Source organism: Coleofasciculus sp. (assembly GCF_046565525.1).
GTDB lineage: Bacteria > Cyanobacteriota > Cyanobacteriia > Cyanobacteriales > Coleofasciculaceae > Coleofasciculus.
The window spans coordinates 1-22,231 of the sequence record NZ_JBKHUP010000039.1 but is presented as its reverse complement, the minus strand read 5'-3'; the positions used below and the strand labels follow the sequence as shown (position 1 = coordinate 22,231).

Genomic DNA, 22,231 nt, shown 5'->3' with positions numbered 1-22,231 from the left:
AGCTAAATTCTATAAAGTAAATTTAAGCTATTGGCAATAAAACTTTCGATGTCAAGTTTCCACCACAATTCACTGAGACTGTAATGATCTGAGCATCCATCATGGGAATTTCCCCGGGGCATATACCTGTTCCCGGATTCACTGGATAGGCGGGAAAACAAGCGGCGCTTAGACTTAGACGTAATGCATTTCCTTTGGCAATTTTCATACAAGTCGGCTGAAGTTCGATTCTAACAGGTGTTATCTCTTGACCCAGACTTACAGTCGCATACCCCTGAGTGAAATTATAAACGATCCCATTCGGAAGCACTTCAGATAACACGACACAGAGATCAAAAGTCGGTTTATCTGCATAGCAAAAAACCTCTACTGCTACATCCCCCATTAGACATAAATCTTCAGTAAACGGCGCTGAAGTATAGGTTAAAACATCGGTACGACTATCAATAGCACAACGATCAAAGGACCCAGCCGGAATTGCCCCATGACCTCCCAACGCCGGAACGGGACGCCACGGATCATGAACGAATACATCAGTTACAGCAGATAGAAGGGGCAATTCGTCAAAAGATTCCAATTGGGGGATGAGAGTCCCTGAATCGTCTCGCACACTGGCTAAACCTGTACTGGCGAGACAATAGGATTTCTGATTATTTTGTAACCACGTATCAAAATAACGCCATTGATTACTGCCCATTTCAAATAAATAGACAGGCGGTTTATTCAACAATCCGGTATCAATTCCCTTGAGAAACTGGTCAAACCAACGGACTTGTAACGTATCCACAAAACTTAGCGCATTTGCCCCATAATCTCTTGCCCCCACTTTCCGTCCCCAAGGCAGGTGTGCCCAAGGTCCAATGATCAGATGCTGGGGAAAATGACTCTGGCTTACCATTTGTTTATAGAGGCGCAGATTACCCCGAAGATACGGATCAAACCAGCCACCAATATGCAGCATCGGCAAGTCCACACCGTCTAGTTTCGGTGAGAGTTTTTGCCAATAGTCTCCGGGTTCAGGATGGTTTCGCCATTCAGAATAAAAGGAATTTGGTGCATACTTATTTAAACTCTCGGTAAATCGGGGAGATAGGTCATAAAAGGGCAAATTTCGAGATGCCGCATAGAGAATTTGATAGGCAATAGCATCATTTTTTAATCGGGCAGTTTCTGCGGCTAACTGTACCGCCCATCCCAAATTGGTGTGTAAACAAAATGCCCCATTTTCATACGCCCAATCTGCATATAAATCATACGCCATCATTGCCGGACAAATAGTTTTTAATCCGGGCAGATGTGCCGATGCGGCATAAAGTTGAGTCATCCCCTGATAGGAAAAGCCATACATGCCCACTTGTCCATTGCTACCCGGTAACTGTGATACCCAATTAACGGTATCAATTCCATCAGCAACCTCATGGACAAATAGGCGAAACTCTCCCCCTGAGGTCCCCCGTCCCCGCACATCCTGAATCACCACAATATACCCCTGGGCGGCATACCAAGAGGGATGGGCATAGACTACAGTAGACGCGATCGCTCTTCCATAGGGTTGTCGCATCAGTAGTACGGGTAAGTCTGTCTCTGTATCGGGATAGTAAATATCAGCATCTAGACGAATTCCATCGCGGGTTAACATTGATGCTGTTTGTTTACGAATTTTTGTCATTGTTTTATGTCTTATGTCTTATGTCTTATATCATTGCTTATTGGCATAATTGAAACATAAATGAATGATTTATATGTATGACACCCAATCCTCGCGTTACGGTTTGGAATGAGTATCAAGTTGAAAAAAAACAACCTGACGTTGCTAAGATTTATCCTGATGGCATTCATCACGCGATCGCGCAACACTTGCGTTCCTCAGGATTAACAGTTCAAACCGCTACATTAGACCAACCCAATCATGGATTAACCGATGCCATCCTCAACCAAACAGATGTTTTAATTTGGTGGGGACACATTGCCCATGATCAAGTACAAGACACCATTGTGGACAAGGTTCATCAGCGCGTTTTGTCTGGCATGGGTCTGATTGTATTACATTCGGGTCATTCCGTATATTGGGCAAGTCCTTTAATTGTTGATTGTTGATTGGTAATCCTCTCCCCCATCTCCCCTAGAAGGGCGGGTTTAGTCAAGTTATCAGTATGTCGTTAAATGTTATCTGTAAAACCCGCCCCTACACCCCATCTTTCTCATCTCCCTCATATTCCCTATTTCCTAACAGGGAACCACCACATCAGTACGTCCCAAGACACGAAAATCTTCCTCATCCAAATCTACAGGTGTACCGCTGCGAATAAGTTCGACAAAATCCTCATTGGGAACCATGAAGCATAACGCATATAAACGACCACAACCTGTATTTATAATTTCATGAATACCCGTTGGTGGGACTAATAAACTATCTCCTGCCCGAAATGGCACATTTTTGCCATCACAACGGGCAATTCCTTCCCCTTTGAGGATAAAAAACATTTCTACAGCAATTTGATGGCGATTGGGAGGAGTTTTGCCACCTTCCTCAAAAATCTCCACACAAACGGTCAATGATGCATCCGCGATCGCGGGGTCGAAGATAATGGCTAAACGGTTACTATCTTGGGGACTGATGCGATAGGATTGGTAGTCCTTGGGGGATTTAATGACGGGAATCATACAACGAGATTCCATGGGTAGTTTCTCCTAAAATTGGTTATTCGTCATTGGTCATTCGTCATTCGTTTTTGATGCAAACCTTTGATAGCTGCTAACTTTCCCCATTTTCCTTGTCTCCTCTGCCCCTCCGCCTTTTTATTAAGCTTTTAAGGCTTTCAGAAGTAATTGGGAATCGCTGGTAAAACCAAAACATTGATTAACATTGTAAATTGTGGCTTTAAAACAGTAATCAGGAGACGTTGTTGCCGCACAATCTTTGAGCAGAACACAATCATACCCCAGAAAGTTGGCATCCTGTAATGTTGCCATGACGCATTGGTCAATATTGACACCCGCAAAGAAAAGTGTAGTTTTGCCCATATTGCGTAAAATGCTGTCTAAGGGAGTGTCCCAGAAGCCACTCATACGATATTTATCAATGTAAACATCTTCGGGTTTGTGGTCTAATTCATCCACAATTGCTGCTGCCCAACTATCTTTTATTAACACTTTTGCCCCATTTTTGGGCAGAGGATCGCCGAGTCCAATTCCTGCGCCTGTGGGGTTGTAAACATGGCGCGATCCAGCACTAATATTGAGTAAATCGGGACGGTTTCCCCAGTTCACCCAAATCACAGGGACATTAATATCTCGTAACTGGGGAAGCAAGGTTGTCAGGGGTTCAATTGGGGTTCGGGCGGGGGTTACGTCTACGCCAATATGGGCTAACCATCCATCGGGATGACAGAAGTCATTTTGCATGTCGATGACAAGGATGGCAGATTTGACTAAATCCAGGCGCAGGCTTTTGGTTTCTGTGGTGAGGGTAATGGGGTGAGGGGTTAGGGAGGGGCGAGTCAAATCCGCGATCGCATCATTCACTCCCCAAGCATTCGGGGCTACACCTAATGTCCGTAACGGTTGATTCATGGCAGTAATAATAGACATGTCAATAATTGTACTCAGGATTGCGCGGCTGACCAGACATAAGCCAGAATAGAACGGTGCTATCGTTCAGGCATGACTGATGCGATCGCGCTTCGCCAGGGGACACACCCTTAAAGTGAATGGCACTGACTTTAGAGTGTGTAGTAAGCGCTGTCTTCGCTTCTGGCACGCTTCGTGCCTACTACGAACAAAGTACTGATTTATCAAGTTTTATCCGTGAGTTTTACTATTGGAAACGTTTTAATCCCTATTGATCCGGACTATACAACTGTCGATGTGCAAATTGAGGCAGATTGCATTGCCACGATTGTGCCTCATTCCTCTGTTAATTCTGGGGAAAGCAATAATACAGTCGATGGCGAAAATAAACTACTTTTACCCGGTTTCATTAATGCCCACACTCACTCCTCAGAGATGTGGCAACGGGGTATGATTCCGCCCTTACCTTTAGAACTGTGGCTTGCCCAACTTTATGAGTTTACGCCGTTAGAACCGGAACAGGTTTATTTAAGTGCGTTGGGGACAGCCGTGGAAACATTACTGTCTGGCGGGACAACGGTTGTTGATCATTTGGTATTAATTCCAGGGAAAGAAATTGAAACCGTTGCGGCGGCGGTTCGGGCGTATCAAGACATTGGGATTCGGGCATTTATTGGTCCGTTGATTCAAGATGAATCACTGTCGCAAGGGATTCCCGATGGGGAGGTAAAACGGGAACATGATCATTATCATCACTCAACCGAGGAAATCCTGGCATTTATGCAGGAGGTGGTGCAGCGATTTCATCATCCTGAATCAGGAATCAATATTCTCGTTGCGCCAACGGGGATACAACTCTGTTCAGATGAACTGTTTGAGGGTTGCATTGAATTAAGCGATCGCGATAATTTATGTCGTCACGCCCATCTGTTGGAAACAAAAGCACAGCAGCAACTAGCACAAGAGAAATATGGCTGTAGTGCGGTGAGACATTTGCAAAAAATTGGCTATTTGAGTCGGCGCACGTCTTTGGCGCACTGTGTCTGGTTAGATGATGCGGATATTGGGATTTTAGCCCAAACGCGATCGACGGTGGTTCACAATCCCTTGAGTAATTTGCGCTTGGGGAGTGGGATTGCGCCAATTTTGAAATACCGTCAAGCGGGAGTTAATGTTACCTTTGGCTGTGATGGTGCAGCGAGTAATGATTCCCAGGATGTCTTAGAAGCAATTAAAATTGGTACATTATTGCACAATACCACGGATTTAGAGTATCGCCATTGGATTACCCCCCGTCAGGCGATTAAGATGGCATCATTAGGTGGGGCAAAGGGGTTGAATATAGCGGATGAGTTGGGTTCGTTGACAATTGGCAAAAAAGCTGATTTAGTATTATATGATTTAACCAATTTATCCCTACTACCGCGTACTGAGCCGATTGGCACACTGGTGTTAGGACGTCCGACAAATGTGGTGGATACGGTTTGGGTGAATGGAGAACGAGTGGTTGCGGATGGAAAGGTTACCCGTATTGACGTAGATGAATTAAGGAAGGAATTATTTGAGCAAAGTCAGTGGATGAGTAGTCGCCCGTCTAAAACAGTTCAGCGGTTTGAGGCGCATTATCGTCAGGTGATGGGTTTAGAATGCTTGTAGTTGCGCTGTCTTCGCCATAAATGTTTGCTTTACCGATCCATTATTATATTTTTTAAACGCAGAGTAACGCAGAGGGTAACGCAGAGTAACGCAGAGGGAGTTTTATTGTTGGGGCGAAGAGTTTAGAGGGTGGGAGAAACAACCGGGAACGATAGGATCACGGTTTACACGGATATGATATAAAATCAGGTCAGAGTATATAAATTATACTATAACCCTATAAAATATTGGGGGACTCTTCTGTTCTCTGTCCCTTTTACAGACATTCACTGGAATATCTCTCCTCAATTCTGCCTTCAGACTAAATGAATAACACAAAACTTGGATTAATCAGTGTACTTCTACTTTCTATCTCTAGCCCACCCATTCTAGCTCAGACAGAGGCATCCGAAACGGCGACTCCCTTAAAAATTACACCCCGCTTGGGAATTGGACATACGAGTTCCGGCGGTGGATTTGATGGATTTACCCGCCTAGAGGGATTTGTCCCCCTTTTGCAAAGTCCGGGTGAGAACCTGACGTTTCTGGAAGGGCGATTATTCCTAGATAACGATGATGCCAATTTAGGAGGAAATCTCACCCTGGGATATCGTACCTATAATGCCAATTCCCATCGCATTTGGGGCGGTTATATGAGTTATGATAACCGCCATACAGGTCACAATACGTTTAACCAACTGGGGTTAGGTATAGAAAGTTTAGGCAATGTTTGGGATTTTCGGGTGAATGGGTATTTACCCATTGGAGATAGGCGCCAGGGAGTCGGTGATGTTGGAGTTCGAGATAGTTTCTTTCGCCGTAATTTCTTGATTTTAGAACAGGGGCAAGATAAAGAAGCCGCTATGGCGGGTTTTGATGCAGAAGTTGGGGCAAAACTTGCTCAAATTGGTACAGATGGTGATCTGCGCGGGTATGGGGGATTGTATTGGTATGATGCCCAAGAGAGTTCAGAGATATGGGGATGGCGGGTGAGATTGGAAGCGCGTCCCTCAGATAATTTTAATCTGGGTTTGTCGTTGCAAAATGATGATTTATTTGGCACAAATTTAGTTTTTACAGTGGGTGCAACATTCCCCGGACGTCGTCCTCAAGGGTTAAGGGATGAAGATGATCAAGTTGTAGCACGATTGGCAGAATCGGTGCAGCGAACAAATGCGATTGTGATTGATCATCAAGATGATTTCCAAGAAGTACCAGCGACGAATCCCGAAACTGATGAACCCTATGTATTTCAGCATGTTAGTTTAGGCGAAATGGGGGGAGATGGTACCTTTGAAAATCCGTTTGGTACGGTTGAGAACGGGTTAACTCAAACGATGTCCGATGGCAATGATATTGTTTATGTACAACCCGGAACGAATCCAGGGATTCCGCCGTTTACTATTCCTGATCGAGTACAGGTGTTATCCACGGGTCCCATTCAGCAACTGGATACTGTAGAACGAGGAATCGTGCAATTACCCCTATCGGATGCGGGGGTACTCCCCACGATTTCTCCAGGCGCTGCTGCTTCGGTAACAATGGGGAATCAAACCACTCTATCTGGGTTTTTTATTCCCAATGCGGGTACGTTTGGAATTGAGGGAATAGGGATTGATACAGTAACGATTCGGGAGAACGCGATCGCGAATTCCACTCAAGATGGTATAGTACTATTTGAAGCTACGGGAAATGTCACCGTTACCGATAATAGTATTGATACGACAGGTGGTTCTGAAAATAGTGGATTTTTTATCTTTAACACGGCGGGTTCGGTTGACCTAAACCTGGTCAGGAATCAGATTGTCAATACGACAGGCGATGGAATGGGTATTATTCTGTTTAATACTGAGGACAGTACAATAACACTTTCTGAAAATATACTTGTGGATAATCAACTTAACGGCATTGGTTTCAGATTAGCTAATGCAGTCAATGTTAGTTTTAATATTAATAATAATACAATTCAACGCAATGGCAGTGCCGGACTTGTCTCTGAGGTATTCAGAAATTCTAATTCAAGCGTCACAATTATCAACAATGAAATTTCAGGCAATCAATTTGATGGAATTTCTATGGCACTAATAGATAATTCCAAGGGAATAGTCACTATTACCAATAATGAAATTAGTGGCAATCAAGAAGACGGGATTATTATGGGATTATTTGCAGATTCCGATGAAACCGTTACGATTGTAGATAATACGCTATCGGACAATCAGTTTCATGGACTTAGCATATTGCTAAGGAATAATTCCCAGGGAACATTTAATATTACAAATAACACTATTTTGAACAACCAGTTGGATGGGATTATTTTCACGTTCTTGGATGATTCCCGTGGAATGGTAACGATTGCCGAAAATACCCTGGCTACAAATCAGAGGCGGGGAATGACTGTACAATCTACTACGACTGCTGAAGGGGAAGTCATTATCCAAAATAACCTGATTTCTGATAATGAAACTATCGGGATTGCTGGATTGATGTTAGGAGAATCCCAGTTAGGAGTCACAATTGACAACAATGAGATATTGAATAATGGTCATCATGGTATCGGTGTGAGCATTCAAGAATTTGCTACATCGAGACTGAGAATCACTGATAATCAAATTGACAGGAATGGCTTTCAGGGTATTGAACTCGATTTTCCCGAACCCGATGGCATTTTTATAGATACACTTAATAACTCAACGCTCCAGTTACTACTGGAAAGAAATACAGTAATGGATAATGCTCGTTTTGGTGTGCTTATATTAGCGGAGGATCAGTCCGAAATTTTTGCAAGTGTCAGATTTAATATATTTACAGGAAATCCTGGTACTTTTGGCAATCCCAATGGTTTTTTAGTACAAACAGGAGAGGAAATTATTGATCCTGATCCTGAATCGACTATTTGTTTAGATTTGAGTAATAATACCAGCGAGAATGGCTTTGTACTTAATTACACCGATCCTGAGAGTACATTCAAAGCCAATACAACAGCAAATAATGGAATCATTTTGATACCACAACTACCTGTTGAGCCCCTAGGTGATTGTCCAGTTCCTTAGTAGTGTGGCAAGTTAGTAGTGTGGCAAGGCTAAAATTGGGGAATAGAGTTTACGGGTTTTCTGGGCGCACGCCGGTGCGCCCCTACAATTCCAATCCACTGAATTAGGTTTGCCGCGCTAGTAGGATACTTAATAAGTTCAATAATTATAGAGACGTAGCCATCTACGTCTCTACCATGTTGATTTAAGTTAGGCTGTCTCAAAATCTAGCCAATCGGCAAGAATATTAGCGAGATTCAGTCCCTTGATTAGGATCACCTGCTACATGTTTATTTCCACCTTCGGCTTCCGCAATGGTTGCTGGATCTTTCTTGGACTCTTGCTCATCAGCTTTGGGATCTGTAGACTCCATACCCGTTGTTCTAGCTCCGGCGGCGGTTGTCGTTTGTTTTCCGTGGGATGTTATGTCTTTTTCTGGCATAATTGCATTCTTAATTTCGACGTTATTACCAATAATAAAAAACTAAGAGAGAATGTTCCTCTTCCTAAAATAGGATTTTGATTTATTTATCTCTCTATCTAAAGCATTAGTGCGCTGACGCCATGGGGCTTGCCGAGTGGTGTGGCACTCCTAAATGGGTGTATGGATTGAGTTCGTAAGTAATCAGTCAGGGGCGGGTTGAGTCACATCCCTTGTGCAACAGAAAAGATAGTCGTGAAAAGAGCCCCTCCAGCTTCCCCCGATTCAACTCGCCAACAACTGAGAGGGTGTGACTCGCCACAACTGTTCTAATTGTGACGCTGGCATGGTCAAGTATAAAACATCACCTGCCGCTAAGGCTGTGTCCAATAAATCTCGACCGTGAAGCTTTTGATTTTTGGTTTCAATATAGAGGGGAACAAACTCAATATCTAGGGTTAAATCTTTCACCCGGCGTCCACAGAACGGATGCTTCAGAGTAATCGTTGTTGCCAACGCTACCCAAAGGGTATCTCCGGTCATGCCATTCCCTAAAATACGCCCACCTAAAGCGGCTGCGGCAAAGGCAGGTGTGGCTAATTCTGTGGGACTGAGTACCACCTCAAAATTAAAAACTTGCTGCACTCCTCGGGCAAATTGGGGGTCATGATTTCGCACAACGATGGGTAAATTTGGCGTTAAAGCTTTGGCACTTAAACTAATCTCGACATTAGTCATGTCGCTACTGGTTACAGCTAATAAAGCTTCCGCTGTATGGATATTAGCCGCTTTTAAATGGGTCGCCAAACTGGCATCACCAATAATCACGGGGACTCCCAAGGAACGGGCAACACCGAGAAATCGATTATGGGTATCGGGTTCAATGACAACCACGTCATAGCCATGACTATGGAGTTGATTAATAATCTGGATACCAATACCCCCCAAGCCACAAACAATATAATGATGGCGACTGGGAACACGGGCTGCATCTAAAAATTGACTAAAACGAGTGCCTAAAATAAAATCGTTGAGTAGGGCGTAACAAATCCCAATCACACCTGCCCCAACTAACATCATCACGGCAGTAAAAATTTTGATACTGTCGGGGGCAAATTCTGCCACTTCTTCTTTTCCCCCAGCCCCAGTAATCATACCCACGGAAAAATAAAGGGCGTCAACGATCGAGGTATTCAACTGAACGCTAACATAAGTGAGTGTGGCGATAAAAATGGTTAGGAGTAGGGCGAAAGTGCCAGCGAGAATGGGTTGACCATGGTGCTGAAACTGTCGCAGGTTGGTGAGAACTTTAAACAGTCGGCGTAGCCAAGAACCCCGACGGCTGCGGATATTGGGTTGAGTGCCAACGATTATGCGATCGCCCGGTTGTAAGGTTCGCCCTTGCACAACGGCTGAAACCAAATTCATCTGCCCTTTCACGGGTCGATAGTAAATCAACATCCGCGATCGATCTTCCCACAACTCATTCAACCGACGCCCGTTCCAGGGATGAGACTCATGGATATATTCTTCATGAATGGGCCAGGTTTGATTAAATAATCGCAGTTGTCCAATCGCTTGATTCCCCATCGCGGCAAAAGCAAACACAGGGGCAGCTAATGCGGCGACACTGAGGCTGACATGGTTGGGCAGAATCTGATCTAACCGATCGCCTAAGCTGCTGTTAAATAGCCGACTAATTATCCGAATCCGGGGATTGAGGACTCGGGCTTGGGTGAGAATGGCTAGATTCAAGGCATCATCGCTAGACGTGATGACTAGGGTTTGCGCCTCCTGAATCCCAGCGGCGAGTAGGGTGGCGGCTGAGCGAAAATCGCCGATAATCAGATCCTGACAGTTACAAGGGACTAAGCGATCGCTAATTCCGACAACAGATGCTCCCTGTTGCTTTAATAGTGAGAAAATTTGATAGCCAGTGCGACCCAAGCCACAAACGATGATTCGGGGTTTCATAAAGCAAGCCTTATCCACAGACAGATTTTTGTCTGGTCGTGTTTTGAACAACTATTCTCCTATAGATTCACGGCAACCATTGTAACCGAAGACACCAAGACTAGCGAGAACAGGAAAAAAACTGTTCCTCGTTTATCATTTATACTTCAAATAGGACGGTTTTTTTTGAGCCGTTATCAGCAGCAACTACGGTTTATTGACGAAAGGAAATCTTTACTATTAGACTAATAATTAATTAAATAGAAAGCAGTTTATGACTAAGCCTCAGATTCCTCTAAGCCTACAAAAACTCAACCCCAAGACGTTCAATCCCGAAAAACGAGCTTGGACTAAATCAATCGATGGTGTTAATGATATTAAAACCCGTAAACTAACACTGGTAACTTATAATATTTGGTTTTCCGACTATTATCGCCAACAACGCCATGAGGCTATACTGAAGCTGATCCAAGACTGTGACGCTGACGCGATCGCGTTGCAAGAGGTCACCCCAACCTCTCTCAAACTAATTTTAAAGCAAGACTGGGTCAGAAATAATTACTATCTTTCCGACACCACAGGGAAAACCGTAAATCCCTATGGCGTTCTCTTGCTGTCTAAGCTTCCCATCCATCGGTTATTTTTCTGTGACCTTATCAGCCAAATGAGCCGCAAATTTCTCTGTGCACAATTGCAGATTAATGGACAACATTTTAATATTGCTACGGTTCATTTAGAAAGCAAAAAGAAGTTTGCCTCCATCCGCGCCATACAGCTTGCTGATATCTTTCCCCTATTAGAACACGCCGATCATGCTGTACTCATGGGAGACTTTAATTTTTGTTCATCCTGGGAAAACGAGAACCGTAATCTCGACCCTCGCTATCAAGATATGTGGGCAGTTCTCAGAAGTGATGAACCGGGCTATACCGAAGATACTGATATTAATTTAATGAGGTTGCAGCAAAAACAGAAACACAAAAAAGTACGCTTTGACCGCATCTTACTCCATTCTGATTCCCCAGGTTGGCAGCCAAAATCCATTGAACGCTTGGGATTGACACCCCTTTCCCCGGATTGCCCCTCTGTTTTCCCCTCTGACCATTTTGGTTTAGTTGGTCACTTAGAGTACAAAGACTAAAGGGGCGGGAAAGAAAAAGTTATTTATTGAAGAATATCCGAGCTATTTTGATCTTCTATTTCTTACCACGGCAGCGATCAAACATGTTTTGATACCTTTCTTTAAGCTCTGGATTGTCCACTACTAGCTCTACATGCACATTAACACAACCGTGATTCTCTTGCAGCGCGATCGCGGCTAAAAGATCACTGGCTGCTTTAGGCGAGACGAATTCACCTTTGACGGTAGTGGCTGTCTGGTGACGCATCTCTACAGTATCGGGAACACCTGTAACTTGCCCCTTCCCCAAATCAATTTCTGCCAATTGTTTCGTTTCTTCGCCAACTTGTTCAACAATTAATTTTTCCCGTCGCACAGGGACTTCTACTAGACGGGTTTCAATTTCTTTGCGAACGACTACTTCGCCGACTTTGTGCTTAGTACGGTTGACGACTAACTGTTCTTCTAGTAAGCGAATCATGTCTTCTTCGACTATCTCTGATGTCTGATCCGATGTCTGATCAGACTGTTCGAGATCACTATTCAATATTTCTTCCGAATCCATAGCCTTTTCAGTATTCATAGCCCTTGTAGTTGTTACCGACGAATCAGGTAAGTCCCCTGAAGGATTTACTTTTCGATGATGTACAGGCAAGTATTCAACTTCTGCTGGTGATAGATCAACAATCACTCTTCTATTTTCTGAGTCAATTGTCTGAATTTGCTGACGACTGAGGAGAAAACAGGGGGATTCAGCGTTTGTCTCTCCAGCAGACATCACCATGTAAAGCCGATGATTTTTTTCAACCCAGAAATCTTCAACCCGCCCTAATACTTGACCTTTTTGATTCACGACAGTAAAGAAAGTAAACCTTTCTCTAAATTGGTCTAATAAATTTTTAATTTTTTTACTTGTATAACTACTTGTAGGTTCTTTTTTGCTCATAGTTGACTACTCCGACTCAATTCTGGTAACCCTAGCCAAACTTGTTAAACGCAGGGTGAGCAATGCCCACCCCCGTGTCCACCAACTTACTTAGTTAAATCGGTGAGATTCAAGATTTTCCAGAAGTCTAGCGACGACCTTTGACAACAGGATTGCCATCTACATCGACTTCTAATTCTTCGCGACGAACTGTTTCTTTGGCATCTACAGTGTCACGCTCAACTTCTTTCTTGATACCAACTTCTTCGCGCACATAGGCTTTCTTTTTGATATCTGCTTTTTCTTCATGAACTTCCACACGAGCAACTTCACCGTCGTGGAAATCAGCAGTACCTGGTTGAACTTCTCGGGCTTCTGAGGGAGTGCTTCGCTCAATTACGACCCGTTCTTTTTCTACAGGAACTGATACCTGGGCTGTTTCAGATTCTACATGCTTACCAACGGTAACTTCACCGCTCTTGTAACGCTGTTTGTTAGCAATTAGTTTCTCTTCATACAGCTTTAGATTCTTATGATCCTGGTCAGTAGTGGCGTAGAGGTCAGGCTCATGATCATAGCTGTAGGTGTCGCGGTTATGGGTTCTCCCTTGAGCCGCTGTTGATGCTGTTGAGCGATTGTTAGCCATTGGTCGGTAGACATTCCTGACTCGTTCTTCGTAGTCGTAGTCAATGGTCATGTTGTCATGGTATTCAGGTAAGCTTTCGGCTTGCGCTTTTGTCATACCGATTACATAAACCCGGCGACGATCATAATCCATCCGAGCATAACCTACAGGTAACAAGACCTTTTTACCAAAGATCCAGAATCCTGTATCAATGACTAGATACCGGAAACGACCTGTTTCATCAAGAAGAGCATCTTGAACTTCACCAATTTTCTCTTCTCGATCAGAGTAGACATCATATCCTTTAATGTCATCGCCACCGAAAATCTGTTCTTTATAGTTGGGGTAAAACTTGTCTATCTTTATCAGATTCATAGAATAGTCTCCTTGTTTCTTCATCTTGGTGATTGAGAGTTTTACTCTCGCACCCTACTTTCATACTAAACACAAAAGAGTTCTATTTAATCCCTCAAAAGACGTAAAGAAAACGAGGTTATTGATTATTTTGACGACGATACCGTGATTTCCTTTGATTTAGAATATTTGCGCTGATTTCCAGACTTTATTCTAGCCAAAGTTCTTAAAATTAACACTATTCCTTTAGTATAGAGAGTTTGACCTAATGAATAGCTAAATAATCGCAACTTAACATTATCAGTTATTTTTTTAATCCCCCTATAGGAATAGATAAAAATAGTTATAGTAAGTAAAGATGACTCAGATTTAGTGCTATTAACCTGTTTTATGCGATATCACGTTATTTACGACGGCAACTGCAATCTTTGTGTCACGTTAGTGCAGCTTCTGGAAAATCTCGATCAAGGACAGCAGTTTGACTACATTCCCATGCAGGATGAAGCCGCCTGTCAAACCTTTGGCATTACTCCCCAAGACTGTGAACTGGGCATGATTCTCATCGATGGGGCGTCCCCAGAACGTCGGTGGCAAGGGAGTGAGGCGGCGGAGGAAATTGGGCGTCTGTTGCCCATGGGAGAGGTGTTCGTCTCAGCGTATCGGGCAATGCCTGGAATGAAATGGCTGGGCGATCGCAGCTATGAACAGATTCGTGATAATCGGTATAGTTGGTTTGGCAAGCGATCAAGTACCTACAACTCAGCTTATCCTGTGGGATGTCAGGGAAGCCAAAATTGTCAGACTTGATTGATTCACGCGATCGCACCGTTCGTAGTCAGTGCTATTTTTGCCATTAGCACGTTGGTAAACCTGGATCACAGCGATGGATGGAGAGTCTGATATGCTTACCCCAACTATCCACTTTAATTGTGCGATCGCGACTCTATGGAATACCCTCTCCCATCCGCCTTACCGAAGCCAGAAGCGAAAAAGCTGAGTTTTACCACCAAGTTCACCTATGGCTTAGGTGAGTTATCAGCAGCAATTCCCGGCAACATTTTATCATTTTTCTTCTTATTTTTTCTTACCAATGTCGCTGGACTTAATGCCAGTACAGCAGGTAGTGTCCTGCTGATTAGCAAAGCCTGGGATGGGATTAATGATCCGATGATTGGCTGGCTTAGTGATCACACCCGTTCACCTTGGGGACGACGATATCCATGGATTGTTTGTGGGGCAGTTCCTTTGGGAGTATTTTTTGTGTTGCTGTGGATTGTGCCAACGTTTAGTAACGATGGAACGTTGAATCAGCAAGCCTTATTAGGTTACTACGGCATTGTGGGGGTGCTATTTTATGCTGCGTTTACATCAGTGCTACTGCCCCTATCTGCCCTAGTCCCAGAACTGACTCAAGATTATCACGAACGCACTAGCTTGATCAGTTTTAAATCGGCATTTTCTGTTGGCGGCGCGATTTTTGCATTAGTCTTAGCTCAAGTTATCTTTTCCATGGTTGAACACCCTAGCCAAAAATATTTAGTGTTAGGAATTGTTTGTGCCACTTGCGCTGTTGTGTCCGTCTACGTCAGTGTTTTAGGAACTCGTAAGATTGTTCTCAAGGCTCAAGAACCAGAGACATTGAATGCGCCTGTCCCTCCATCCTTATCCTGGCGATCGCAGATTGGCTATATCTTCACCAATCGCCCCTTCTTGTGTGTCATGGGCATTTATCTTTGCTCCTGGTTAGGTGTACAGATAACTGCCGCGATTTTGCCTTACTTTGTGATTAACTGGATGGGATTACCTGATCACCATTTTACCCAAGTCGCGATCGCGGTGCAAGGAACGGCACTGACGATGATGTTTATGTGGAGTTTCGTGAGTAAACGAGTGGGTAAAAAAGCGGTTTATTTAATCGGGATGCCGTTGTTAATTTTGGCGGAATCTGGATTATTTTTCCTCCAACCCGGTCAAGTTGGTTTATTATATGGTCTGGCTGTACTGGCTGGGTTTGGCATTGCCACAGCTTATCTGATTCCTTGGTCAATGTTACCTGATGTGGTTGATCTCGATGAACTCAACAGCGGACAACGGCGGGAGGGAATTTTCTATGGCTTCATGGTATTGTTTCAGAAAATGGGTTTTGCGATCGCACTCTTTTTAGTGGGGAAAATACTCGACTGGGCAGGGTTTATTCCCAGTGTGGCGGGAGAACCCAATCCTGTGCAACCGGAGTCGGCTTTGTTCGCCATCCGGATGATTATTGGTCTTTTACCCACGCTGATATTAATTTGCGGTTTGGTTTTCACCTATTTTTATCCGATTACTCGTGAGGTTCATGTCCAAATTCTCCATCAACTCTGGGAACGTAATCATAAGTCATGAGTCAATGTTAGGGGCGGGTTTAGCCACTTTCGTCTTGCTGGTTACCAATAACTGAGGAATAAAACCCGCCCTTATTTATAAGTCATTAGTCATCATTTATAATGGAAAACACAGCAGAATATATTTGCGCCTACTGTGGCGAATCCAACGTCACATTTATTGACATTAGTGCTGGCTCTCAGCAATCTTACGTTGAGGATTGCCAGGTGTGCTGTCAGCCGAATATTTTATATGTCCGGATTGATGAAGAAACCCTCGACGTGGAAATTGATACGGACGTGGAAAGTTAACTGGCGCTTTGGTTAATTTCTTTGATGCTGGAGCAGTCTAAAATCTGTTTGGGTTTGTTAGCTTTGCTCTTGAGCATCACTATTTGTCAGCATACTCTTTTTAAGAGTTTCACAAAAACTCAAGAAATTGTGAAACGTTTCGAGGTGTGTCGAGTCACCTTGTACTCTTTTCTGTAATTGCTCTAAATAATATCTTTTTATGGCATCACCGGGAAATTTTTTAGTATAAGATATGTTTCTTGCCTCAAAAATTTTTTGTACATATTTCAAATGAAAATCGGCGTGATTTCTCATATTATACTTACCCATTTTTTCAGGATCATACTGAGAAACATCATAATAGTTTACATAATCTGATAATGGTGATTCTAGTGGTTGTCTTGAATCAAAAATTTTTCTATTGCCTAATAACCAAGTCTCTATACAGCGATTTTGTATAATGATTTTAATTTTAGTGTCGCCTAAATCTGTATTCTTCCCCTGGATAAGGTTTTCAATATAATTTTCTCTTTCATTTACTGTCTCTTCATCAGCATCCAGACAAAGAACTAAATAATCATAATTGTTTGTTTCTTTGATTTTGTCAATTGCATTATCAAGTCCATCATGTAAAATAGCAGGATAACCTTTTCCGCTTATAAGATAATAATTATTTTTTTGAACTTGATCATGATATTTAACTCGTATTAATTCAGGAAGAAGATACCCAAGCCATTTGGGATAAATCTTTTTTTCTGTACTATTACCCTCCACTAAAAAGTAAATATTCATTATTAATATTCTCAATATTCATCATCCTCAAGGACATTAATTAAATCAATAAAAGCTTTTTGCCTAGATTCGGAAATATGAAAATCTTCTGCATTTTTTACAGTTACCAAACTTCCTTGACGAGTCACTATTTTCCAATAAGCAGGACTAATATTGTTAATGACATAAGGGTGATGACTGGTAACCATAAATTGTGATCCTTGATTGTTCAAAATCAGATCAGTAACGCTATCAAGACAATTAACACCTAGGCTATTTTCAAATTCATCAATCAGAATAACACAATTATCAGGAGATAAATATAATTGGCTGATGTACATTAAAGTTTTAAACATTCCTGATGAAATATTTTTAATCCAGTTTTGGACTCCTTTTTCTTTAATGCTCACAGTAGTCGCTTCCTTCAATAACTGGGATAATGCAATAGGAATATCCTCGTCTTTTAGAGATTCTATTTTTATATCTGCCACATTGGGAAAAATTATTGTGAAAGTTTTCTTGATTTTTTCAAATTCTTCAGGAAGTATTCTATAAAGAATAGCTAATTTAATTAGGATAGGCAAATTACTTTCCTTTAAAGACAGCAATGAAGATTTTTCATATTTCTTAAATATGGATACTGGTAGCAGCATTGTTTTATCAAAACTACGTCCTGAATCAGCTAGTATGATTTTATCTAGTTCTTCTTTGATGGGAATAATACTATCTTCTTGTTTTAGTAACTCAATAATACTCTCAGAAGGAGATAATTTTGGGGTTTTTTCTCCATGAAATATAATTTTTTCTTGTGTTCTTTCGACAATAGTTTCTTGATTACGCTTTAAGGTTTCACAAATAATTTTAAACTGTTCTTCTTCCGATGAATCACTATCAATAGGGGTTGTGCTTTTTTTTGTCTCAAATTCTCCACTCCAATGATATTCCAAATCATCACTGGTCAAAAAACAAACATTCCAGCGCACTCCATTCAGAGACGCACCATTGGCTATCTTTTTCAAGTTGCTTATAGATCTTAATATTCTTGTCTTACCAACACCAGATACACCGACCAGAAGATTAAGATTCTGCAAAAAATCTACTGGTTCAAGCTTCCATTGGTATTCGTTATCGTAATACTCTAGTTTTTTAATTTTCATATTGATTTATTGTAATCTTTGCGGGACTGCCCTCCTGACCCAAAACCTTGTCCATACCTTCCAGTCCGACTCACCCCAACCCCACACCCCATCTGCGAAGCATCAGAGATGGCAACCTAGCACATCCCAATCCCCCAAAATTATAGAACTCCGAGTCAGTTTCCAAAGAACTGCCCGACAAAATTTGTCCGGCTGCGGGGCGGTTATCACAATCAAGATACCACACGCGGGGAATTTCAGAACGGCTGTAACGGCTCCTATCCTGCCCTTGAAGGCGTCAAACCGCACCCCTCATCCTTTATATTTGTTGATTTTCCCTGGATGTACGAAAACCGCTAACGCTAGCATAAGGAGTCAACTGCTCCTGAAACGCCAAAATTCAACAGTAGCATTGATTACAGATGCCCCTCATTGGTGAAGGATGTGCTTATGGTTATCAATACAACACTCCGTTCTCATAAACCCCTAGGTGGACTTTACACCAAAACTGGGGAACATGCTTTGGTTTTCCCATTGAAGCATACGCAAGTGCTGGCTAAGGTGGCGGGTAATTTATCCCGCGTCGAGGTGACGCAAACCTTTGAAAATTCCTTCGCGGAACCCTTAGAAGCCATCTATATCTTCCCTTTGCCAGATGCGGCGGTTGTCGATGAGATGGAAATAAAACTGGGCGATCGCGTGATTAAAGGGGGGATTAAAAAACGGGAAGAGGCACAACTGATTTATGAACAAGCACGCCAAGAAGGACGAACCGCAGGATTATTAGAACAAGAACGGGATAATATTTTTACCCAATCCTTGGCAAATATTAAACCCGGAGAACGGATTGACGTAACGATTCGCTATACCGATACCCTAAAATTTAGCGGCGGTGAGTGCGAATTTGTCTTTCCGATGGTGGTAGCACCCCGCTTTTGTCCAGGAATTCCCATTGATGAGAGTGGGGATAGCGATCGCGTGGCGGATGCGTCACGGATTATGCCTACGATTATCCCACCTAGCACCCGATCTGGACATGATATTCGGATCACGGTGGAAATTGACGCCGGGGTTCCCATTTCCCACATCAATTCTCCCTCGCACCAGATTAGAGTGGAACATGAGGGGACATTTGTGCGCGTACTCCTAGGGGAAGAGGACACTATTCCCAACAAAGATCTGATTTTACGCTATCAAGTGGCAGGCGATCGCACTCAGGCGACGGTACTGACTCAATCGGATACACGCGGCGGTCATTTTGCCTTATATTTGATTCCGGCTTTGGATTATTCCCACCATGAAATTGTACCCAAAGATGTCGTTTTTCTCATTGATACTTCAGGGTCTCAAAAAGGTGATCCCTTCCGCAAATCTCAGGAACTCATGCGCCGCTTGATCCAGGGCTTGAATCCTAATGATACGTTTACGATTATTGATTTTTCCGATATCACGACGCAATTGTCTGCCAAACCCTTAGCTAATACGCCGCAAAATCGGATCAAAGCCCTTACTTACATCAATCAATTACAGGCAAATGGCGGCACATATTTACTCAATGGAATTCGCGCTGTCTTGAATTTCCCCGCCGCACCCGAAGGACGTTTACGCAGTATTGTATTACTTACCGATGGTTATATTGGCAATGAAGCAGAAATTCTGGCAGAAGTGCAACAGTATCTCAAACCGGGAAATCGGTTGTATAGTTTTGGGGTTGGCAGTTCACCCAATCGGTTTCTTTTAAATCGCATTGCTGAATTAGGGCGAGGAACATCGCGGATTGTGCGTCAGGATGAATCAACTCAGGAGGTAACCGAAGAATTCTTGTGCCACATCAATAATCCAGTTCTCACGAATATAAATGTTGAGTGGGAAGGAATGGGAGAAGCGATGATCTATCCGACAACTCCCCCAGATTTGTTTACCCAGCAACCCTTAGTTTTATTTGGGCGCATTTCTCCGATTAATCAGGAACAGGCGGGTATTCTCACAATTACCGGCACAGCTACAGGGGGTAAGCGTTATCAAAAGGAATTTCACCTGAGATTTGATTCAGAAGGGAATTGTGCGATCGCGCAGTTGTGGGGGCGGGCGCGAATCAAAGATCTGATGAATCAAATGTGGCACTGTGAAAAGAAGAAACAGGTTGAGGCAATTATACAGACAGCTTTGACTTATCAGATTTTAGCACCCTATACGGCGTTTGTTGCCGTCAGTGAACAAGTCCGAAGTGATCCGCAAGGTAAGGGAATCTGTGTCTGTGTACCCGTTGAAATGCCAGAAGGGGTATCTTATGAAGGGATTTTTGATCAATCTCCCCTGCGTTTTTTGGGACTCAAATTCAGGCGATCGCGAGGCGATTCTGGCATTTCTCCCTCAATCACAGCTAATGGAGCATCCTCTAGTCTTGCAGGTAATTCTACCTCGGATCAAATACTACTTACCTGTACGGATAACGTTAATATCACCTCCGCCGATTCTTCCTTGGTTCAGGATGAAACTATTGCCACAGTGCAACTCCTCAGCGTTACTGGATTAGAAAACTCTGTCGCTGCTCTACTCCTAAAACACCTGCAACAAATCATTTTACCACCGGGATACTCTGGTGAACTTGTCTTTGAGGTTCCTGTGCGTAAGGGGCGTGTGGTGCGGGTATTATGGGATGAGGAGGCTTCTACTCTCACCGAAGCCGTTGTCATTGATTTAATTAAGCGATCGCTCTTAAGTTGGCGAGTGCCACAATGGCTGATGGATACTGTGCGTTTAACCTTATGGATTCAAACCGACAATCAATAGGTGTAACTATGTAGAGATGTAGAGTGCTACGTCTCTACAGAAAGTATAAATGGAATTTAAACATTAAATATCGACAGTTGCTCTTGTACCCAAACCCGAAACGCCTTCATGGTTTTGTTTCTGCCTAAACGCCGACATTGACCAAGATATTTGGGAATTGCTTCAATGAGTGAAAATTTAGGAAAATTAGGGCTAAAATTAGACGGGCTATACTTGCCATCTCGCAGCAGATTAATTTGTAATCCTCCCTTTTCAAACCGCCACAATTCATGCACTCCCAATGCTTCATAGATACTCGGATGAGTGCGAGACGTGACATCAATCTCTAATGCTAAATCCGGAGGCGGATCTAGAGTTAAGTCAATGCGGTCTTTTTCTCGAATGGCTGCCTCATTTTGAATATAGAAACAATTATCAGGTTCTATTCCCTTACTCATTACCTCATTTTTGAATGTCGTCGAACCCAAGGTGCAAAATTCAATATCTAATTCTTCAAGAAGTGCTTTGAGTAAATCACTAACGAGTTCTTTTCCGCTTTCATTTTCAGGTAAAGGGGTCATGATTTCCAGGGTTCCATTGTCATACGCCACTCTAGCGGCACGATGCTCGCCTAAATCCTCTAAAATTGTCTCAAATTCCTGCCAGCTTACATTTGAGAGCAATATCCGTTGTCCTGGTGGTACAGTGATCCGATTCAGTTCTAATAACATGGTCTAACTCCGTTAAGTCTTGAGTTTTCCGGGTTTTCTTTTACCGTTTTTACACCAACCATAGGCTTACCAATGACCAATGACCAATGACCAATGACGATCCTCACCCCTCCTGCTTAAATGGAAAAGAGTTATCCCCATCAACATCATGGCTGTTCATCAAGACTATATTCAACTTGCCACCGACAAGAATGGCGATATGCATGACTTAACCGATAAAGTCAATACCATTGTCAAAAACTCTGGTATCGAAACGGGAATGGTTCATGTCTTTAATATTGGTAGTACCGCCGCCATTGGCACAATCGAGTTTGAACCGGGATTGGAACGGGATTTACCGGAACTGTTAAATAAACTGATTCCACCCAGTCGGGACTACGGACATGAGCAAACCTGGCACGATGGTAACGGGCATTCTCACCTACAAGCCACTTGGTTGGGACCTTCTATCACCGTACCGCTTCTAAAAACCTAGACAAACCTACCCATAAGTAATTCTGCCTTGGTATAAGTCCACGGTGTAACTTTTGGT

The 22,231-nt window shown here is 43.0% G+C and carries 17 protein-coding genes and 2 pseudogenes; 9 read left to right on the top strand and 10 right to left on the bottom strand.

Annotation, left to right across the window (positions count from 1 at the left end; all coding sequences use genetic code 11):
- Positions 1–22: 22 nt before the first annotated feature.
- Positions 23–1,669 carry a CocE/NonD family hydrolase gene (locus tag ACLGGO_RS15525; protein ID WP_446419972.1) on the bottom strand — a complete coding sequence of 549 codons (1,647 nt, stop codon included), beginning with the start codon at positions 1,667–1,669 and terminating at the stop codon, positions 23–25.
- 77 nt (positions 1,670–1,746) lie between these two features.
- Between ACLGGO_RS15525 and ACLGGO_RS15520 the strand changes: the two are divergent.
- Positions 1,747–2,058: pseudogene (locus ACLGGO_RS15520) on the top strand (ThuA domain-containing protein); the annotation flags it as partial.
- Positions 2,059–2,226: 168 nt separating this feature from the next.
- Here ACLGGO_RS15520 and ACLGGO_RS15515 read toward each other — a convergent pair.
- The gene (locus tag ACLGGO_RS15515; protein WP_446338553.1) at positions 2,227–2,679 is read right to left on the bottom strand and encodes a cupin domain-containing protein; all 453 of its coding nucleotides are present in this window, start codon (positions 2,677–2,679) and stop codon (positions 2,227–2,229) included.
- Between the two features lie 123 nt (positions 2,680–2,802).
- A complete protein-coding gene (locus tag ACLGGO_RS15510) occupies positions 2,803–3,573 on the bottom strand; it encodes a cysteine hydrolase family protein (protein ID WP_446338569.1) in 771 nt (256 codons plus the stop codon).
- Between the two features lie 234 nt (positions 3,574–3,807).
- Between ACLGGO_RS15510 and ACLGGO_RS15505 the strand changes: the two genes are divergently transcribed.
- Together ACLGGO_RS15505 and ACLGGO_RS15500 are read left to right on the top strand one after the other, a co-directional pair.
- The gene (locus tag ACLGGO_RS15505) at positions 3,808–5,226 is read left to right on the top strand and encodes an amidohydrolase (RefSeq protein ID WP_446338554.1); all 1,419 of its coding nucleotides are present in this window, start codon (positions 3,808–3,810) and stop codon (positions 5,224–5,226) included.
- A 305-nt stretch (positions 5,227–5,531) separates the two neighbouring features.
- Positions 5,532–8,258, top strand: a complete 2,727-nt coding sequence (locus tag ACLGGO_RS15500) for a right-handed parallel beta-helix repeat-containing protein (RefSeq protein ID WP_446419971.1) — start codon at positions 5,532–5,534, stop codon at positions 8,256–8,258.
- 226 nt (positions 8,259–8,484) lie between these two features.
- Here ACLGGO_RS15500 and ACLGGO_RS15495 read toward each other — a convergent pair whose 3' ends face one another.
- Both ACLGGO_RS15495 and ACLGGO_RS15490 read right to left on the bottom strand, forming a co-directional pair.
- Positions 8,485–8,679 (bottom strand): hypothetical protein, encoded by a 195-nt coding sequence (locus ACLGGO_RS15495; RefSeq protein WP_446338556.1) that lies wholly within the window; start codon positions 8,677–8,679, stop codon positions 8,485–8,487.
- 264 nt (positions 8,680–8,943) lie between these two features.
- On the bottom strand, positions 8,944–10,632 hold the full coding sequence (locus ACLGGO_RS15490; RefSeq protein ID WP_446338557.1) for a potassium channel family protein: 1,689 nt from the start codon (positions 10,630–10,632) through the stop codon (positions 8,944–8,946).
- A gap of 253 nt (positions 10,633–10,885) precedes the next feature.
- Here ACLGGO_RS15490 and ACLGGO_RS15485 point away from each other — a divergent pair, with 253 nt between their 5' ends.
- Positions 10,886–11,752 (top strand): endonuclease/exonuclease/phosphatase family protein, encoded by an 867-nt coding sequence (locus ACLGGO_RS15485; protein ID WP_446419970.1) that lies wholly within the window; start codon positions 10,886–10,888, stop codon positions 11,750–11,752.
- A gap of 55 nt (positions 11,753–11,807) precedes the next feature.
- Here the strand turns inward: ACLGGO_RS15485 and ACLGGO_RS15480 are convergent, their stop codons facing one another.
- Together ACLGGO_RS15480 and ACLGGO_RS15475 are read right to left on the bottom strand one after the other, a co-directional pair.
- Positions 11,808–12,677, bottom strand: a complete 870-nt coding sequence (locus ACLGGO_RS15480; RefSeq protein ID WP_446419969.1) for a DUF2382 domain-containing protein — start codon at positions 12,675–12,677, stop codon at positions 11,808–11,810.
- A 127-nt stretch (positions 12,678–12,804) separates the two neighbouring features.
- Positions 12,805–13,656: a DUF2382 domain-containing protein gene (locus ACLGGO_RS15475; RefSeq protein WP_446419968.1), complete on the bottom strand. Its 852-nt coding sequence runs from the start codon at positions 13,654–13,656 to the stop codon at positions 12,805–12,807.
- 369 nt (positions 13,657–14,025) lie between these two features.
- On the opposite strand from ACLGGO_RS15475, the gene ACLGGO_RS15470 reads away from it, so the two are divergent.
- The 3 genes from ACLGGO_RS15470 (at position 14,026) to ACLGGO_RS15460 (ending at position 16,310) form a co-directional block, all read left to right on the top strand.
- On the top strand, positions 14,026–14,442 hold the full coding sequence (locus ACLGGO_RS15470) for a thiol-disulfide oxidoreductase DCC family protein (RefSeq protein WP_446419967.1): 417 nt from the start codon (positions 14,026–14,028) through the stop codon (positions 14,440–14,442).
- A 138-nt stretch (positions 14,443–14,580) separates the two neighbouring features.
- Positions 14,581–16,020, top strand: coding sequence for an MFS transporter (locus ACLGGO_RS15465; protein WP_446419966.1), 1,440 nt, complete (start codon positions 14,581–14,583; stop codon positions 16,018–16,020).
- A gap of 101 nt (positions 16,021–16,121) precedes the next feature.
- Positions 16,122–16,310, top strand: coding sequence for a CPXCG motif-containing cysteine-rich protein (locus ACLGGO_RS15460; RefSeq protein ID WP_446419965.1), 189 nt, complete (start codon positions 16,122–16,124; stop codon positions 16,308–16,310).
- 57 nt (positions 16,311–16,367) lie between these two features.
- On the opposite strand, the gene ACLGGO_RS15455 is transcribed toward ACLGGO_RS15460, so the two are convergent.
- Positions 16,368–17,081, bottom strand: coding sequence for a hypothetical protein (locus ACLGGO_RS15455; RefSeq protein WP_446419964.1), 714 nt, complete (start codon positions 17,079–17,081; stop codon positions 16,368–16,370).
- A gap of 11 nt (positions 17,082–17,092) precedes the next feature.
- Positions 17,093–18,217, bottom strand: a complete 1,125-nt coding sequence (locus ACLGGO_RS15450; protein ID WP_446419963.1) for an AAA family ATPase — start codon at positions 18,215–18,217, stop codon at positions 17,093–17,095.
- A gap of 429 nt (positions 18,218–18,646) precedes the next feature.
- Between ACLGGO_RS15450 and ACLGGO_RS15445 the strand changes: the two genes are divergently transcribed.
- A complete protein-coding gene (locus ACLGGO_RS15445; RefSeq protein WP_446419962.1) occupies positions 18,647–20,989 on the top strand; it encodes a VIT domain-containing protein in 2,343 nt (780 codons plus the stop codon).
- A 56-nt stretch (positions 20,990–21,045) separates the two neighbouring features.
- Here ACLGGO_RS15445 and ACLGGO_RS15440 read toward each other — a convergent pair whose 3' ends face one another.
- Complete coding sequence (locus ACLGGO_RS15440) at positions 21,046–21,699, bottom strand: Uma2 family endonuclease (protein ID WP_446419961.1); 654 nt, start codon at positions 21,697–21,699, stop codon at positions 21,046–21,048.
- A gap of 148 nt (positions 21,700–21,847) precedes the next feature.
- On the opposite strand from ACLGGO_RS15440, the pseudogene ACLGGO_RS15435 reads away from it, so the two are divergent.
- A pseudogene (locus ACLGGO_RS15435) lies at positions 21,848–22,162 on the top strand (YjbQ family protein); the annotation flags it as partial.
- Positions 22,163–22,231 lie beyond the last annotated feature (69 nt).

Excerpts from the sequence above, each read along its gene's own strand:
- ACLGGO_RS15525 (WP_446419972.1), bottom strand. The coding sequence starts at position 1,669 with ATGACAAAAATTCGTAAACAAACAGCATCAATGTTAACCCGCGATGGA.
- ACLGGO_RS15515 (WP_446338553.1), bottom strand. The coding sequence starts at position 2,679 with ATGGAATCTCGTTGTATGATTCCCGTCATTAAATCCCCCAAGGACTAC.
- ACLGGO_RS15510 (WP_446338569.1), bottom strand. The coding sequence starts at position 3,573 with ATGAATCAACCGTTACGGACATTAGGTGTAGCCCCGAATGCTTGGGGA.
- ACLGGO_RS15500 (WP_446419971.1), top strand. The coding sequence starts at position 5,532 with ATGAATAACACAAAACTTGGATTAATCAGTGTACTTCTACTTTCTATC.
- ACLGGO_RS15495 (WP_446338556.1), bottom strand. The coding sequence starts at position 8,679 with ATGCCAGAAAAAGACATAACATCCCACGGAAAACAAACGACAACCGCC.
- ACLGGO_RS15490 (WP_446338557.1), bottom strand. The coding sequence starts at position 10,632 with ATGAAACCCCGAATCATCGTTTGTGGCTTGGGTCGCACTGGCTATCAA.
- ACLGGO_RS15485 (WP_446419970.1), top strand. The coding sequence starts at position 10,886 with ATGACTAAGCCTCAGATTCCTCTAAGCCTACAAAAACTCAACCCCAAG.
- ACLGGO_RS15480 (WP_446419969.1), bottom strand. The coding sequence starts at position 12,677 with ATGAGCAAAAAAGAACCTACAAGTAGTTATACAAGTAAAAAAATTAAA.
- ACLGGO_RS15475 (WP_446419968.1), bottom strand. The coding sequence starts at position 13,656 with ATGAATCTGATAAAGATAGACAAGTTTTACCCCAACTATAAAGAACAG.
- ACLGGO_RS15470 (WP_446419967.1), top strand. The coding sequence starts at position 14,026 with ATGCGATATCACGTTATTTACGACGGCAACTGCAATCTTTGTGTCACG.
- ACLGGO_RS15465 (WP_446419966.1), top strand. The coding sequence starts at position 14,581 with ATGGAATACCCTCTCCCATCCGCCTTACCGAAGCCAGAAGCGAAAAAG.
- ACLGGO_RS15460 (WP_446419965.1), top strand. The coding sequence starts at position 16,122 with ATGGAAAACACAGCAGAATATATTTGCGCCTACTGTGGCGAATCCAAC.
- ACLGGO_RS15455 (WP_446419964.1), bottom strand. The coding sequence starts at position 17,081 with ATGAATATTTACTTTTTAGTGGAGGGTAATAGTACAGAAAAAAAGATT.
- ACLGGO_RS15450 (WP_446419963.1), bottom strand. The coding sequence starts at position 18,217 with ATGAAAATTAAAAAACTAGAGTATTACGATAACGAATACCAATGGAAG.
- ACLGGO_RS15445 (WP_446419962.1), top strand. The coding sequence starts at position 18,647 with ATGGTTATCAATACAACACTCCGTTCTCATAAACCCCTAGGTGGACTT.
- ACLGGO_RS15440 (WP_446419961.1), bottom strand. The coding sequence starts at position 21,699 with ATGTTATTAGAACTGAATCGGATCACTGTACCACCAGGACAACGGATA.